General features: G+C 68.0%; 14 protein-coding genes. 6 read left to right on the top strand and 8 right to left on the bottom strand.

The features are described 5' to 3' along the window. Nucleotides 1–51 precede the first annotated feature (51 nt). From ACZLZQ_RS00820 to ACZLZQ_RS00855, 8 genes are all read right to left on the bottom strand, one after another. Nucleotides 52–969: an ABC transporter substrate-binding protein gene (locus tag ACZLZQ_RS00820; protein WP_472934814.1), complete on the bottom strand. Its 918-nt coding sequence runs from the start codon at nucleotides 967–969 to the stop codon at nucleotides 52–54. A gap of 96 nt (nucleotides 970–1,065) precedes the next feature. Continuing rightward, a complete protein-coding gene (locus ACZLZQ_RS00825) occupies nucleotides 1,066–1,947 on the bottom strand; it encodes a helix-turn-helix domain-containing protein (RefSeq protein WP_472934813.1) in 882 nt (293 codons plus the stop codon). 286 nt (nucleotides 1,948–2,233) lie between these two features. Then, entirely contained in the window at nucleotides 2,234–2,560 is a 327-nt protein-coding gene (locus ACZLZQ_RS00830; protein WP_472934812.1) for a hypothetical protein, read from the bottom strand. Between the two features lie 177 nt (nucleotides 2,561–2,737). After that, nucleotides 2,738–4,111 carry a dipeptidase gene (locus ACZLZQ_RS00835; RefSeq protein WP_472947648.1) on the bottom strand — a complete coding sequence of 458 codons (1,374 nt, stop codon included), beginning with the start codon at nucleotides 4,109–4,111 and terminating at the stop codon, nucleotides 2,738–2,740. Beyond that, entirely contained in the window at nucleotides 4,108–4,866 is a 759-nt protein-coding gene (locus ACZLZQ_RS00840) for an SDR family NAD(P)-dependent oxidoreductase (RefSeq protein ID WP_472947649.1), read from the bottom strand. Before ACZLZQ_RS00840 ends, ACZLZQ_RS00835 begins: the two co-directional genes overlap by 4 nt. Then, a complete protein-coding gene (locus tag ACZLZQ_RS00845; protein WP_472947650.1) occupies nucleotides 4,863–5,915 on the bottom strand; it encodes a ketopantoate reductase family protein in 1,053 nt (350 codons plus the stop codon). Before ACZLZQ_RS00845 ends, ACZLZQ_RS00840 begins: the two co-directional genes overlap by 4 nt. Further along, nucleotides 5,912–6,613, bottom strand: coding sequence for a creatininase family protein (locus ACZLZQ_RS00850; protein ID WP_472934808.1), 702 nt, complete (start codon nucleotides 6,611–6,613; stop codon nucleotides 5,912–5,914). The genes ACZLZQ_RS00845 and ACZLZQ_RS00850 overlap by 4 nt, the downstream gene beginning before the upstream one ends. Next, nucleotides 6,610–7,593, bottom strand: coding sequence for a GntR family transcriptional regulator (locus ACZLZQ_RS00855; RefSeq protein ID WP_472947652.1), 984 nt, complete (start codon nucleotides 7,591–7,593; stop codon nucleotides 6,610–6,612). Before ACZLZQ_RS00855 ends, ACZLZQ_RS00850 begins: the two co-directional genes overlap by 4 nt. 180 nt (nucleotides 7,594–7,773) lie before the next feature. Between ACZLZQ_RS00855 and ACZLZQ_RS00860 the strand changes: the two genes are divergently transcribed. The 6 genes from ACZLZQ_RS00860 to ACZLZQ_RS00885 all read left to right on the top strand — a co-directional run bounded on the left by ACZLZQ_RS00860 (nucleotide 7,774) and on the right by ACZLZQ_RS00885 (nucleotide 14,792). Then, nucleotides 7,774–9,351: an ABC transporter substrate-binding protein gene (locus ACZLZQ_RS00860; RefSeq protein ID WP_472947653.1), complete on the top strand. Its 1,578-nt coding sequence runs from the start codon at nucleotides 7,774–7,776 to the stop codon at nucleotides 9,349–9,351. A gap of 78 nt (nucleotides 9,352–9,429) precedes the next feature. Further along, the gene (locus ACZLZQ_RS00865) at nucleotides 9,430–10,368 is read left to right on the top strand and encodes an ABC transporter permease (RefSeq protein ID WP_472940450.1); all 939 of its coding nucleotides are present in this window, start codon (nucleotides 9,430–9,432) and stop codon (nucleotides 10,366–10,368) included. Further along, complete coding sequence (locus tag ACZLZQ_RS00870; RefSeq protein ID WP_472947654.1) at nucleotides 10,365–11,204, top strand: ABC transporter permease; 840 nt, start codon at nucleotides 10,365–10,367, stop codon at nucleotides 11,202–11,204. The genes ACZLZQ_RS00865 and ACZLZQ_RS00870 overlap by 4 nt, the downstream gene beginning before the upstream one ends. Beyond that, on the top strand, nucleotides 11,201–12,229 hold the full coding sequence (locus ACZLZQ_RS00875) for an ABC transporter ATP-binding protein (protein ID WP_472947656.1): 1,029 nt from the start codon (nucleotides 11,201–11,203) through the stop codon (nucleotides 12,227–12,229). The genes ACZLZQ_RS00870 and ACZLZQ_RS00875 overlap by 4 nt, the downstream gene beginning before the upstream one ends. Then, the gene (locus ACZLZQ_RS00880; RefSeq protein ID WP_472947657.1) at nucleotides 12,226–13,257 is read left to right on the top strand and encodes an ABC transporter ATP-binding protein; all 1,032 of its coding nucleotides are present in this window, start codon (nucleotides 12,226–12,228) and stop codon (nucleotides 13,255–13,257) included. The genes ACZLZQ_RS00875 and ACZLZQ_RS00880 overlap by 4 nt, the downstream gene beginning before the upstream one ends. 14 nt (nucleotides 13,258–13,271) lie before the next feature. Continuing rightward, nucleotides 13,272–14,792: a carboxypeptidase M32 gene (locus tag ACZLZQ_RS00885; protein ID WP_472947659.1), complete on the top strand. Its 1,521-nt coding sequence runs from the start codon at nucleotides 13,272–13,274 to the stop codon at nucleotides 14,790–14,792. Nucleotides 14,793–14,803: the final 11 nt, after the last annotated feature.

The raw sequence follows: 14,803 nt of genomic DNA on the forward strand, positions 1-14,803 counted from the left end.
CTCCTGTCGCGATTGGGAAGGCCCCCGCCGCCGGGGCGGGGGCCCAAGGAACTACCAGCTGAATTCGGCAGCGTTCTTGGAATCGACCACCATCACGTCGATCGGCACTTCCTTCGGGACGACGCGCGCGCCCCACTTCTGCGCCAGCGCCATCGCGAGGCCGACACGCACCTGGTCGCGCGGGAACTGGGCGGTGGTCTCGATGAACGGCGAGCCGTCGGCGATGGCCTTGACCGCTTCCGGCGCGCCATCAACCGAGGTCAGCTTGACGTCGCGGCCAGAGCCCTGGATGGCGGCGAGCGCGCCCATGGCACCGCCGTCGTTGACGGAGAAGATGCCGGCAAGGTTCGGCTGCGACTGCAGGATGTTCTCGACCACGCCGAGCGCGACCGAGCGGTCCTGGCGGCCGTTCTGCGTCGTCACGAGCTTGATCTCGGGCGACTCCGCGAAGGCCGCCTTGCAGCCCTCGACCCGCTGCAGGATCGGCACGACGGCGATGCCGTCGAGGATGGCGACCTCGCCCTTGCCGCCGAGCGCGTCGGCCAGATACTTGCACGACTTGTAGCCGGCATCGCGGTTCTTGGAGCCGACGAAGGTGTCGACCGGGCCGTTGGCGTTGGCATCGACGGCAACGACGATGACGCCCTGGGCCTTGGCAGCCTGGACGGCGGCCTCGACGCCGGCGCTGTCGGTCGGGTTGAGGAGCAGGATGTCGATGCCCTGCTGCAGCATGTCCTCGACGTCGGAGATCTGCTTGGTCACGTCATGGCCGGCATCGGTCACCACGACCTCGGCGCCAAGCGTCGCGGCGGCTTCCTTGAGGGCCTCCTGCATCGAGACGAAATAGGGGTTGTTGAGCTCCTGGAACGTCATGCCGATCTTCAGCTTGGCATCCTGGGCGGCCGCCGGCATGGCGGTGGTGGCGGCGAGCGCCGCCATCGAGACGGCGAATAGGGTCGACTTCAGCATGGTATTCCTCCCGGGTAGAACGCGGATATCGTCCGCAGATGTCCGAGCAGCCGTGACTGCCGGATGTGACTGCCCCTCGGCGAGCGGCAGGATTCTTCAGTCGGCGACGACGTGTTCGCGGTTGGCGGCGAACGTCGCGCGAAATTGCGAAGGCGACATGCCCTTCAGCTTCAGGAAGTATCGGTTGAAGTTGGACAGGTTGGAGAATCCGACCTCGTAGCAGATGCCGGCGACCTTCGTGCCCGGCTCCGTGAGCAGCATCTGGCAGGCGAGATCGATGCGCAGCTGGTTGCGGTAGCGGACGAGGGTCGTGCCGGTATGCCGCTTGAAGGAGCGGGAGAAGACGCTGGTGCTCTGCCCGACCATGTCGGCGAGCTCGGCCTCCGGGACGGGCTGCGTCAGGTGCTCGCGCAGATGGGCGATGGCACGGTTGATGCCGCTGTCCTTGGTCTGCGTGAGGTTCGGCTCGAAACTGAGGCTGGCGAGCACCTCGTGCTCTCCGGCCGCGAGATGACCGAGGATATCCCAGAAGAGCGCGATCCGGCGCAGCCCCTGCGCGTCGAGCAGCTGCTGCATCAGCGGGTACACATTGGCGCTGGTCGCCCGGTCGAAGAGCAGACCGCGGCGGCTGCGCACCAGCAGCGGACGCAGCGCATGGAGCTCGGCGATTGCCGCTGACGACGCCTCGATGAACTCCTCCGGAAACTGGATGACGATCGAACGGACAGGAACGGTGTCGCCCTCGGCGACGTCACTGATCCAGTTCTGCGGCAGATTGGGACCGGTCATGATCAGCTGGCCCGGTGAAAATTCACCGGCGAAGTCGCCGATGCAATACTGCCCGGACGTCTCCACGACCAGGTGAATCTCGTATTCCGGATGGTAGTGCCAGCGCACCGTCCGAAACGGATAGCCGTGAGCCCATGCCGCAAAGGACTCGCCCTTGCGGATATGAACCAGCTCAAGGTCCGGTTGCATCAGTGATTTCCTCCCCTGCCTGTCGCCCCTTTCGGGAGGACGGACCTTGGCTCCTCAACCAAGTTCCGCGCGACCTGCATGTAGGGAGGATACGGGCGGAGGGCGGCGTTCCGCTACATTCCCACGCCGCTAAGCCTGATACTTTTTTGGCCGACCAACATCAAAAATTCGGTAGACCCTGTTTGGTGGGAATGGACATCGGCAGTGTCTTCCGGAGAGCGCCGCGCTCTCAGCCCGCGCTTGCCGAGCGTTCGTCGTAGATGAGTCCGGCGAACGCCGAGCGGCGTCAGCGTCCGGTCTTGGTCGAGGAATGGAAGTCCGGAGCCTTTCCGGCGACCCATTTCACGAAGCGCGCGACGGTCTCGTTGTCCGTCAGCGGCGTGCCGCTCTCGGCATGGCGGACGAGTTCGCTCGCCGAGAAATTGGCGTCGATGGTTTCCCGGCAGATCGGGTGAACCGGGACGGTGTCGCGCCCGCCGCGGCTCTTCGGGATCGGGTGGAAGCGGTCCACCGTCTTGCCAAGCGGGCGTCCGCAGAGCCAGCAAGGCTCTGCCGGCGCGATGGCCGCAGCCTCGTCTTCGAGCCAGCTCGCGTCGCGGATCTTTCGTGCCATGTCTCAACTCCCGGTCGATCTTGCCGCGTCCGCGGCATCGGGTCCTGTCATCCCGTTTCGGCGGGAGTGATGGGCCGAACCCGCGGGCGGGGTCAAGCCGGCAGGCGTCAGAGCAGCATCACCCTCGGGACACGCCTTGCCCCGTTCACGCGGCGGCGCCGGCCGGCGGGCGCCGTGTCAGGCGCCGAGCCGGTCGAGCAAGCGGGCCCAGGCGGTGAGGCCTGTGCGGAAGCTCGAAAGGCGGAAGAACTCGTTCGGCGCATGATAATCCTCGTCGGCGGTGGCGAACGAGAAGAACACCGTGCCGACGCCGAGATGCTCGGCAAAGACCGAGCCGATCGGGATCGTCGCGCCCATGGCGACGCGGAGCGGCCGCGCCCCCAGAAGCTCGCCGAGGATGTCCTCCGCCAGAGCCAGCGCCGGCATCGCGGGATCCAGTGCGAAAGCGGCAGAGCCGGGGCCGTGACGCGTGATCTCGAGGCGGTAGCCGGACGGCTTTGCCGCCTCGAGGTGGCGGCTGATGGCGGCGGCGACATCCTCGGGCTCCTGGCCAGCGACGAGGCGGCAGGTGATCTTCGCGCTGGCGACCGAGGGAATGACGGTCTTGGTGCCGATGCCGGCATAGCCGCCGGAAATGCCGTTGAACTCCAGCGTCGGCTGCAGCCATTGCCGCACCAAGAGGTCTTCGCCGGACGGCAGAGGGTCCGGCCGCGCGGCGCCGATCTCGTCGAAATAGGCGGCGGGATCGAAGTCCGCGACTTTGATCGCCGCGAGGATCGCCGGATCCGGAAGCGTCGCGCCGTCGGCAAAACCGGCGACGGCGACGTGGCCGTCGGCATCGTGCAGCGAGGCCAGCATCCGCACCAAAGAGCGCACCGGATTGGGCGCCGAGCCGCCGTGCCGGCCGGAATGCAGGTCCTTCGCCGCGCCGGAGAGGACGACGTCGAGCGCCAGCATGCCGCGGCTGGCGACCGTCACCGATGGGAGGTCCGCCCGCCACATCGCGCCGTCGGCGGAGACGACGAGATCGCAGGCGAGCCGCTCCTTCAGCTGGGCGATGCTCGGCGCGAAGTGCGGGCTACCGGACTCCTCCTCGCCCTCGATGACGAATTTGAGGTTCACCGGCAGTGCGCCGCGCAGGCTGAGAAACGCCTCGGCGGCGAGAATCGGGATCATCACCGGCCCCTTGTCGTCCGCGATGCCGCGGGCGTAGAGCCGGTCGTTGCGGATATCGGGCTCGAAGGGCGGCGTCGTCCACTTGTCCAGTGGGTCCGGCGGCTGCACGTCGTAATGGCCGTAGACGAGAAGGGTCGGTGCCCCCGGCGCATGCAGCCAGTCGGCCAGCACCAGCGGATGGCCGCCGGTCTCGAACAGCACGGCGTTCTCGAGGCCCGCCTTCTCCAGCCGGTCGCGCACGAACTCCGCCGCTCGCCGGACCTCGCCGGCAAAGGCCGGATCGGTGCTGACGCTCGGGATCCGGCAGAAGGCCTTCAGCTCCTCGATCGCCGCCCCGGTGCCGGCCGCCAGATGGGCCTCGATATCCGCCGTCACTTGCCGCCGTCCACGCTGAGGATCTGCCCGGACACCCAGCCGGCGTAGTCGGAGGCGAAGAACAGCACGGCATGGGCGATGTCATCGGCGCTGCCAAGCCGCTTCAGCGCGATGTTGTCGAGCAGCCGCGCCTGGCCGTCCTCGCCCATCGCCGCCCACTGCCGCTCGGTCGTCGGGTTCGACCGGACGAAGCCGGGCGCGACGTTGTTGACGGTGATGCCGAAAGGTCCGAGCTCGTGCGCCAGCTGGCGGGTCAGCCCGATCTGCCCGGCCTTGGCGCTGGCATAGGCCTGGATGCCGGTGAGGCTGATGCCAAGCCCGGCGCCGCTGGCGATGTTGACGATGCGGCCGAAACCCTTCGCCTTCATCGACGGGGCGGCGGCCTGCGCCATGAAGAAGGCGCCGGAGAGATTGACGCCGAAGATCGACTGCCAGTCGCTCTCGGTGATCTCCTCGATCGGCCGGCCGACCTGCCCGAGCACGCCGCCAGCATTGTTGACGAGGATGTCGACGCCCTCTCCGCGCGCCGAGAGATCGGCGAAGGCGGCCTGGACCGCCCCGCGATCGGACACGTCAAGCACGAGCGAGCGGCAAGATGCACCGCCGAGCCGCACCGTCTCGGCAAGGTCCGCGGCGTTGATGTCGCAGGCGATGACGTCGGCGCCGCGCTCGGCAAAGCCGAGCGCGATGGCGCGGCCAAAGCCGTGCGCCGCCCCAGTGACGAGCGCGCGGCGGCCTTCGAAGCTGATGTTCATGCGGGCAGGTCCTGAGGGGCGGTGGCGCGGTCGAGCTCAGCGAGGTTTTCGAGGGCGAGCGGACGCACGCCATCCTCGATCTCGTGGATCATGGCGATCAGCCGCGTGACGATCGGCGTCGCGATGCCATGGGTGGCGGCAATCTCGGCGACCGGGCCGAGCTGGGCGTCGACCTCGGTCCGCCGCTTGCGGATGGCGAGGTCGCGCCAGATGCCGCTATGGGTTTTCGCCGACTTTCGGTTGTGCACCACCATCTCGTCGAACGAGCGCATGGTCTCTTCCAGAGGGGCGCTGGACAGGAAGGCCTGCGGGTCGAAGCCATCGAAAGACTCCAGCGTCACCCCCTCGGCCTCGGCAACGGCCCCGACCTCGTGTGCCAGCCGCGTCAGCAGCGGCCGCATCTCGGGCATGGCGAGGACGTCGGCAATGCTGTCGTCGGTGACGGCGGTGGCGAACAGCAGCCCGCCGTAAACGAGCTTGGCAAAGAGATAACCTGAAATGTTGCGGGTGAGCACCGCACGCGGCTCGAAGGCAAGCAAAGCCTGGTGCAAAGCCGTCACCCGCGGCGAAAGACGGCCGTCCATCTCGCCGACCACCACGGCGGCGCGACCGCTGTACTGGACGACGCCGGGCTCGAGATAGTCCGCACCGAAATTGACGAAGCAGCCGACCACCCTCGCCTCGCCGGTCTGGCGGGCGATGACGCGTTCGTTGAGGCCGTTCTGGGCCGAGAGCACGTAGCCGCCGGGGCCGAGATGCGGCAGCAGCTCGGCCGTCGCGGCTTCCGTATGGTGCGCCTTGACGCAGAGCAGGATGCGCTCGAAGCTTCCCGCGACTTCATCCGGCAGAAAGGCTTTCGCCGTGACGTGGTGCGGGTCGATCGGCCCGACGATGTCGAGGCCGCGCTCGTTGATGGCGGCGACATGGGCCGCGTCGACGTCGACGAAGACCACCTCTTCGCCGGCCCGGATCAGCGCGGCGCCGAGCGTCCCGCCGATGGCGCCGGCGCCCCAGACGAGGATCGGGCCGCCCGGCAACGCTTCGCTCATGCCCAGGGCCCTTCCAGCAGTTCGCGGGCTTCCGCGATGGCAACGTCCCAGATCGCCTGCATCTCGGCATCGTCGCGCTGGGGGTAGCCGCCGAAATTGCCGTCACCGAGATAGGCGCGCACCGCTTTCGGGTCCATCAGCCGCATCCGGGCGAGGTCGACCATCGGCTTCTGCTCCTTCGGCAGCTCGACGCCCGGCAGCCGGGTCCAGGGAAAGTTCTCCATCCAGGAGGCGTGCGAGGCGACGGGGTCGATCTCCTGCACCTTGGCGAAGGTCTTCGGAGCGTTCCACCAGTTGTGGAATTTCACCGCAGTGCCCGGATTGTCGGCCATCCACTCGATGGCGAAGGCACCGGCCGGCTGGTTGCCGCCATGGCCGTTGACGATGAGGATCTTGCGGAACCCCTGCGCCGCAAGGCCATCGAGAATGTCGCGGATGATCCGCACATAGGTCTCGACGCGCAGGCTGATCGTCCCGGGAAAGGCGAGAAAATAGGGGGTCAGGCCGTAGGCGACGACCGGGAACACCGGCACGCCCAGCGTCTCCGCCGCCTCGGCGCCGACGCGCTCGGACAGGATGGAATCGACGGACAGGCTGAGCCCGGCATGCTGCTCGGTCGAGCCGAGCGGCAGCACGACGCGGTCGTCATGCTTCAGGTAGTCCTCGACCTGCCGCCAGTTCATCTCCGAAATCTTCATGAGGCCTGCCTTTCCAGAACGGTTGAACCCGCATCGCGCACGGCGGGCCGGACGATGCGGTCGATGTCGACGGGGTCCGGCACGTGCCGGTATTCGATCGCGCGGGTCTCGCGGCCGAGCTTCTCGAGGATCGCCTCGGCGCCGGTGGCGTAGACAACAACGTCCGCCGCGCCGACCACCGCCTCCGCCGTCGGTGTGTCGAGATTGACAGCGGCGAGGTCGGCGACATGCGGGGCGAAGCGCTGGACGCCGCTCTTCATGATCGGCAGGAAGTCGGCAAACCGCGAGACCACGGCAAGCTTCAGCAGAGGATCGAGCGAGGCCAGCGCGAGCCGCGTTTCCTCCGAGGGGATGAAGCTGATGGCGACGACGCGGGTGTTCGGCAGGAAGCTCTCGACCTCGCGGTGCCGGTTGACGAAGGTGACGACGAGATCGGCGGAGGCGGCACGCGCCTTCATCGCGGGATCGCGCTGCAGGGCCGACAGCGTCATCGGCGCCACCGTCGCACCGTCACCGAGCCGGGCGGCGATCGCCCTGGCATAGGCGACGGTCGCCGCCTGAAACAGGCCGACCATTACCACCGCGGTGCGCCGCCCGAGACTGGCGCGGTAGAACAGCCGGGCGTTGACCAGCGAGGCGAGGTCGCTGGTGCGCACGCCCATGGCGAGGCTGTCGTCGATCAGCGCGTCGATCTGCTGGCGCAGGTGCAGCGCCTCGGGCCGCCCGGCGGTTCGCGCCGGCAGGCTGTCGGCGACATAGGTGCCGGCGCCCGGCCGCGCCTCGATCAGGCCCGCCGCCTTCAGCTCCCGGTAGACCTGGCTCACCGTCATCGGCGCGACGCCGACGCGTTCGGCGAGTTCGCGCACCGAGGGCAAGGCCTCGCCGACCCGCAACTCGCCGCAGGCGATGCCGTATTCGATCAGGCCCTGCAGCTGCAGCCTCAGCGATACCGGCAGATCGCGGTCGACGTGAAAGATCATGCGGCGCTCCAACTGTCCTACTTGGCTATCACAGCCACCCGAGGGCTCACAAGAGTGCATCGGGCGCCGCCTTGGGAACATCGAGAATAGCGTCTTTCGGTGCGTTGACAGCCGCGCTGGCTTAGGCAACGTTACACCCGACTAGAACAGTTCAACTCTGACACAGAAGGCGAAGGCTCCATGAGAAACCTGCTCCAGGCCGGCTTTGCTGCCGCACTGCTCTTCAGCGCCAGCCCGTCCGCCCTTGCCGTGGAGCGGGGCGGCGTCCTCAGCTATGGCCGCTACGCCGACAGCCTTTTCCTCGACCCGGTCCTCAACGACGCCAATGTCGACATCTGGATCCTGTCCAACCTCTACGACACCTTGCTGCAGCCGACCGACGACGGCAAGGACGTGCGTGCCGGGCTCGCCAGCGCCTGGAAGGTCGCCGAGGACGGCACCTCGGTCACGCTGACCTTGCGCGACGGCATCAAGTTCTCCGACGGCTCGGCAATCACTCCGGCCGACGTCGCCTGGTCGCTGAAGCGGGCCTCGAAGCCGGACAACGGCGCCTGGACGGCGCTGGTGGAATCGATCGCGGACGTCACCACCGAGGGCGACAAGACGGTCGTCGTCAAGCTGAAGCATGCCGACCCGGCGATTCTCGCCGCCCTCACCGTGTTCAACACCGGCATCATGCCGCAGAAGCTGTTCGAGGCGGCACCCGGCGCGACCGAGAAGGAGAAGGCCGAGGCCTTCGCCGCCAAACCGGTGACCTCGGGCCCGTTCACGCTGGCCTCCTGGGAGCGCGGCGCGACGATGAAGCTCGTCAAGAACCCCTACTACTGGGAGAAGGGCGAGGACGGGCAGCCGCTGCCCTATCTCGATGGCGTAACGTTCGAACTTTTGCCGGACGACGCGACGCGCATCCTGAAGCTGCAGTCGGGCGAGATCCAAGGCGCCGAGCTCATCCCCTATGCCCGCGTCGCCGAGTTGAAGTCGGCCGACGGCATCGCCATGGAAATGTTTCCCTCGACCCGCGTCCAGTACGTCACGATGAACGTCCGGCCGGAGCTTGGCGGCAAGAAGAACCCGCTGGCGAACGAGAAGGTGCGCCAGGCGCTGAACTACGCCACCAACAAGGAGGCGATCATCCAGATCGTCACGCAAGGCGTCGGCACGCCGATGACCTCGTTCATGTCCACCGCGACGCCGCTGCACACCGGCGACGCGCCGCTCTACCCCGTCGACATGGAGAAGGCGAAGGCGCTTCTGGCCGAGGCCGGCTATGCCGACGGCTTCTCGACCAGCCTCCTGGTGCTCGCCGGCAGCCAGGACGAGATCGGCATCGGCACGGCCCTGCAGCAGATGTGGGCGCCGCTCGGCGTGAAGCTGGAACTGCAGCAGGTCGACAACGCCTCGCGCACCGACCAGTACCGCGCCGGCACTTTCACCATGCGCGTCGCCGCCTGGACCAACGACATCTCCGACCCCAGCCAGATCACCTCCTACTTCGCCTACTCACCAACCATCGACGCCTTGCATTCGGGCTGGAAGAGCCCGGAGGTCGACAGCCTCTACGAGCAGTCGCAAAAGGAAATGGACCCGGCCAAGCGCGCCGAGGACTACGCCAAGATTCAGGAGATCTACAACACGACCGGGCCGATCCTGCCGCTCTACGAGACCCCCTACCCCGTGGCGCTGAGCACCAAGGTGCATGGTTTCCTGCAGATCCCGCTCGGCAACAACGTCTTCGTCAAGACCTGGCTCGACAAGTAAGCCAGCTTCCAGTGATGCCGGCGCGCCGTCCCTGGGCGGCGCGCCTTTCCTGCAATTCTTTCGATCGGGATCGGCTGTTTGGCTCTTCCAGGCTTCATTCTTCGCCGCGCACTGCAGCTGATCCCGACCTTCGCCTTCATCCTCGTGGTGGTGTTTGCCCTCGTCCGGCTGCTGCCGGGCGATCCGGCCAGCGCCATTCTCGGCGACCGGGCGCTCGACAAGGACGTCGCGCGGATCAACACCGAGCTCGGGCTGGACCAGCCGATCCCGGTCCAGTTCGCGCTCTTCGTGCGCAATCTCGCCGAGGGTGACCTCGGCACCTCGATCCACCTCAAGGTGCCGGTGCTCGACCTCGTCCTGCAAAAACTGCCGGTGACGCTGCTCCTGACCGGCCTGGCCGGCCTGATCGCGCTCGTCCTCGCGCTGCCGCTCGCCTTCGTCGCCGCGCTGCAGCGCGACCGGGCAGCCGATACGGCGATCCGCGGCGTGTTCCAGGTCGGGCTGTCGATGCCGATCTTCTACATCGGCATCATCCTCCTCACCGTCTTCGGCGCCAAGCTGCGCTGGTTTCCCGTCGGCGGCTATGGCGAGGGCTTTCTCGACCATCTTCATCACCTCTTCCTGCCGGCGGTGACGCTGGCGCTGAGCCTTTCGGCGGTGCTGATGCGCAATCTGCGCGCGTCGATCATCGGCGTCGTCGGCGCCGAATATGTCGATTTCGCCCGCGCCAAGGGGCTGTCCGCGCGGCTGGTGATGGTCCGCCACGTGTTGCGCAACGCGCTGATCTCGACGGTCACGCTGTTCGGCCTGTCGATCGGCACCCTCCTCGGCGGCGCCGTGATCACCGAGACCGTCTTCGCCGTCCCCGGCGCTGGCCGGCTGATGATCGATTCGATCTACGGCCGTGACTATCCCGTCGTGCAAGGGCTGACGCTGGCGCTGGCGCTCCTCGTCTCGCTGACCTTTCTCCTCACCGACATCGTCCAGGCATGGCTCGACCCGAGGGTTGCCCGATGAGCGCCGTCGCAGGCTCCCTTCCCAAGCGCCGCGCCCGGCTGCCGAAGACGCTGATCGGCGGCGGCGCGATCATTCTTGCCAGCCTCGCCCTCGCCTTCTTCCCCCACCTGTTCGCGCCCTATGATCCGCTCGCCTTCGACTATACCGCGATCATGGCGCCGCCGAGCCTCGCGCACCCTTTCGGCACCGACAATTTCGGCCGCGACGGCCTGTCGCGCGTCATCCATGCCTACCGCATCGACATGCAGATCGCCGTCTTCGCGACCGTTCCGGCCTTCATTTTCGGTACGCTGGTCGGCGCCTTCGTCGGCTATGCCGGAGGACTGGCGATGAGCATCTTCGGCCGGGTGGTCGACGCCGTCATCACCTTCCCCTTCCTGGTCCTCGTCATCGCCATCGTCGCCGCGCTCGGACCGGGCCTCGGCAACATGTACATCGCCGTCGGCATCGTCGGCTGGGTGTTCTATGCCCGGCTCGTGGCGGCCGAGATCGCGGTGCAGAAGCGTCTCGACTATGCCGATGCCGGCCGCGCCATGGGCTACGGGCCGCTGCGGATCATCTTCCGCCACCTCCTGCCGAACGCCATCACGCCGGCGCTGGTCTACTGGATGACCGACATGGCGCTGGCGATCCTCCTCGGCTCGAGCCTTGGCTATCTCGGCCTCGGCGCCCAGCCGCCGGCGGCCGAATGGGGCGTGCAGATCGCCGACGGCAAGAACTTCATGGCGACCGCCTGGTGGATCGCGGTCTTCCCGGGCATTGCCATCGTCCTCACCGGCCTCGGCTTCAGTTTTGTCGGCGATGGCCTTGCCGAACTCCTGAGGACCAAGCGATGACCGCCCTCGCCAACGCTCCCGCTGCCGCTTCGACACTGGCGCCACTGCTGAAGGTCGCCGGACTGACGACGCGCTTCGAGACCGGACAGGGCACGGTGACCGCGGTCGACGATGTCGGCTTCGAGGTGATGCCGGGCGAGATCCTCGGCCTCGTCGGCGAGTCCGGCTCGGGCAAGAGCGTGACGCTGCGCTCGCTGACGCGGCTGATCCACGCTCCCGGCAAGGTCTCCGGAAGGGTGGAATGGCAGGGGCGCGACATCCTCGCCTTGCCCGAGCGCCAGCTTCGGCAGGTGCGCGGCGGCGAGATCGCGATGATTTTCCAGGAGCCGATGGCCGCCCTGAACCCGGTGCTGACCGTTGGCCTGCAGATCGGCGAGAACCTCAAGGCGCATACCGGGCTCGACCGGCAGCAGCGCCAGGCTCGCGCGGTCGAACTGCTTGACATGGTTGGCATCCCCGCCGCCGCCAGCCGGCTCGGCGACTATCCGCATGAATTCTCCGGCGGCATGCGCCAGCGGGTGATGATCGCCATCGCGCTTGCCAGCAACCCGAAACTCCTGCTCGCCGACGAGCCGACGACGGCGCTCGATGTCACCATCCAGGACCAGATCCTCCGACTGATCCTCGACCTCCGTGACCGGCTGGCGATGAGCGTCGTCTTCGTCACGCACGATCTCGGCGTCGTCGCCGGCCTCTGCGACCGGATGGCGGTGATGTATGCCGGCCGCATCGTCGAGACCGGCACCGTCGCCGATGTCTTCGCCCGGCCGCTGCATGGCTACACCCACGGCCTGCTCGGCTCGGTGCCGCGCGGCGGCGCCGGCCGCACCCCGCTCTTCTCGATCGAGGGAACGCCGCCGCCGCTCTCCGCCATCCCGCCGGGCTGCCCGTTCCAGCCGCGCTGCGTGTTCTCGACGGAAATCTGCGCCCGGGAGAGGCCGGCTCTCGTCGAGGTCGCGCCGAAGCGTAAGACCGCGTGCTTCAACGCCGATGCCGTGGCTGCCGCAGCAAGGCTCGTCGCATGAACACCGCCCGCGAACTGCCGCTGCTCTCGGTCGAGGAGCTCTCGAAGGAATTCCGCATGCCGCGCAGCATGCTGTCGGCGCTCCGCGGCAAGCCGGCGCGTGCCGTGCACGCGCTCAACGGCGTCAATCTGCAGGTCATGCGCGGCGAGACGATGGGCATCGTCGGCGAATCCGGCTGCGGCAAGTCCACGCTCGCCCGCTGCCTGGTGCGGCTGCTCGAGCCCGACGACGGACGGGTGCGCTTCGAGGGTGGCGACATCGGCGAACTCGCGCCGCTGGCGCGCCGCAGCTTCAACCGCCGGGTCCAGATGATCTTCCAGGACCCGTACTCCTCGCTGAACCCGCGGATGACCGTTGGCCAGATCCTCGGCGAGGCGATCGCCGTCCACCGCATGCGGCCGAGGGCCGAAATCCCCGCCCGCATTGACGAGCTCATCGCCATGGTGAGGCTGCCGGCGGATGCGGCCGGGCGCTACCCGCACGAGTTCTCCGGCGGGCAGCGCCAGCGCATCGGCATCGCCCGGGCGCTGTCGGTCGAGCCCGAGGTGCTGGTCGCCGACGAGATCGTCTCGGCGCTCGACGTCTCGGTGCAGGCGCAGGTGGTGAACCTCCTGCTGCAGCTGCAGGAACAGCTGGCGCTGACCATCGTCTTCGTTTCGCACGACCTCAGGATCGTCCGGCACATTTCGCACCGCGTAGCGGTGATGTATCTCGGCAAGATCGTCGAGACCGGACCGACCGAGGCACTGTTCGAAAACCCCCGCCACCCCTACACCCGCGCCCTCCTCGACGCGGCGCCGGTGCTGGAGCCCGGCCGGCGCCCGGGCCGTGCCGCGGCCCGCGGCGAATTGCCGAGCCCGATGAACCTGCCGCAGGGCTGCCTGTTCTCGACCCGGTGCCCCCTCGTCTTCGACCGCTGCCGCGTGGAGCGGCCGCACCTGATGGACCGCGGACCCGGCCACCGCGCCGCCTGCCACTTGCCCGATGGCGGCGACCCGGCGATCGCGCTGTCCGCCGCCGGCCTTTGACCCCCGGAGCCTTCATGACCCTTGCCGCCTTCAACCGCGAAACCGCCCGCCTGCACGACATCCTGGCGGCGATCAACCTTCTCACCTGGGATGCGCGGGTGATGATGCCGGCCGGCGGCGCCACCGCCCGCGGCGCGCAGATCGCGACGCTGACCGGTCTTGCCCGGGACCTCGCGACGGGCGACGCCTTCGCCGGGGCGATCGAGGCCGCGCGGCAGGAACTGGGCCAGACACCCGGCGACAGCCTCGACCGCCGCGCGGTCGAGACGACGGCTGCGGCCGTCGCCACGCTGAAGCGCATCCCGGCGGCACTGATCGAGGAGGCCGCGAGCCTGAAGACGGTGGCGCAGTCCGCCTGGGCGGCGGCACGGCGCGACGATGATTTCAAAGGCTTTGCGCCGCTGCTCCAGCGCACCATCGCCATCCAGCGCGAGATGGCGGAGGCGATCGGCTATGTCGGCCACCCCTATGACGCGATGATCGCGCTGTACGAGCCGGAGCTCGACTGGGCGCGCCTGCAGTCGGTCTACGCCGAACTGAAGACAGGCCTCCTGCCGCTGGTGGCGAGAGCCCGCGAGATCGACCAGCCGGCGGCGGACTTTCTCACCCGCGCCTTCCCGGTCGAGCGGCAGAAGCAGTTCGGCCAGGCCATAGCGGCACGCATGGGGTTCGACTTCGCGCGCGGCCGGTTGGACGAGACCGTCCACCCGTTCGAGATCAGCTTCTCGCCGCAGGACGTGCGGATCACCGCGCGCTACCGCGAGAATTTCCTGCAGGGCGGGCTGTTCGCGGTTTGGCATGAGGCCGGCCACGGCATCTACGAGCAAGGCATCGCGCCGGAATTTTCCCGCTCGGCTTTCTCTTCCGACCTCGTCAACCTCTATGCCGTCGGCGGAGCAAGCTTTGCCATGCACGAGTCGCAGTCGCGGCTCTACGAGAACCGCGTCGGCCGGTCCCTCCGCTTCTGGGAGCTGCATTTCGGCGAGCTGCGCGACCATTTTCCCGAGCAGCTTGCCGGCGTCGATGCCGATGCGTTCTGGCGCGGCGTCAACGCCGTTCGCCCAAGCCTCATCCGGGTTGAGGCGGACGAGCTGACCTACGACCTCCACATCATGCTGCGCTCGGAGATCGAGGCGGGACTGATGGCCGGCGACATCGCCGTCAACGACCTGCCGGCGGTGTGGCGAGAGAAGATGCGCGACAGCCTCGGCCTCGACGTGCCCTCCGATACGCTGGGCGTCCTGCAGGACGTGCACTGGTCGTCCGGCATGGTCGGCTCGTTCCCGACCTATACGCTCGGCAACATCATGTCCTCGCAGTTCTTCGCGGCGGCAGAGAAGGATGCGGGTGTCGCGACTGGTCTCGAAGACGGCGACTACCGTCCGCTGACCGCCTGGCTCGGCGACAAGGTTCATCGTCACGCCCGCGCCTCCAGCCCGGCCGAGACGCTGCAGCGCGCGACGGGCTCCGGCCTCGACCTTGCCCCCTACCTCGCCGATCTCACCCGCAAGGTGGATGCGCTGTCGGCGGCGTAGCCGGGAGTCGC

This window comes from Mesocryomonas lacus (assembly GCF_055730105.2).

Bases quoted from the DNA above. Each gene is read 5' to 3' on its own strand.
- ACZLZQ_RS00860 (WP_472947653.1), top strand. From the start codon at position 7,774: ATGAGAAACCTGCTCCAGGCCGGCTTTGCTGCCGCACTGCTCTTCAGC.
- ACZLZQ_RS00875 (WP_472947656.1), top strand. From the start codon at position 11,201: ATGACCGCCCTCGCCAACGCTCCCGCTGCCGCTTCGACACTGGCGCCA.
- ACZLZQ_RS00885 (WP_472947659.1), top strand. From the start codon at position 13,272: ATGACCCTTGCCGCCTTCAACCGCGAAACCGCCCGCCTGCACGACATC.
- ACZLZQ_RS00840 (WP_472947649.1), bottom strand. From the start codon at position 4,866: ATGAACATCAGCTTCGAAGGCCGCCGCGCGCTCGTCACTGGGGCGGCG.
- ACZLZQ_RS00880 (WP_472947657.1), top strand. From the start codon at position 12,226: ATGAACACCGCCCGCGAACTGCCGCTGCTCTCGGTCGAGGAGCTCTCG.
- ACZLZQ_RS00830 (WP_472934812.1), bottom strand. From the start codon at position 2,560: ATGGCACGAAAGATCCGCGACGCGAGCTGGCTCGAAGACGAGGCTGCG.
- ACZLZQ_RS00825 (WP_472934813.1), bottom strand. From the start codon at position 1,947: ATGCAACCGGACCTTGAGCTGGTTCATATCCGCAAGGGCGAGTCCTTT.
- ACZLZQ_RS00870 (WP_472947654.1), top strand. From the start codon at position 10,365: ATGAGCGCCGTCGCAGGCTCCCTTCCCAAGCGCCGCGCCCGGCTGCCG.
- ACZLZQ_RS00850 (WP_472934808.1), bottom strand. From the start codon at position 6,613: ATGAAGATTTCGGAGATGAACTGGCGGCAGGTCGAGGACTACCTGAAG.
- ACZLZQ_RS00845 (WP_472947650.1), bottom strand. From the start codon at position 5,915: ATGAGCGAAGCGTTGCCGGGCGGCCCGATCCTCGTCTGGGGCGCCGGC.
- ACZLZQ_RS00820 (WP_472934814.1), bottom strand. From the start codon at position 969: ATGCTGAAGTCGACCCTATTCGCCGTCTCGATGGCGGCGCTCGCCGCC.
- ACZLZQ_RS00855 (WP_472947652.1), bottom strand. From the start codon at position 7,593: ATGATCTTTCACGTCGACCGCGATCTGCCGGTATCGCTGAGGCTGCAG.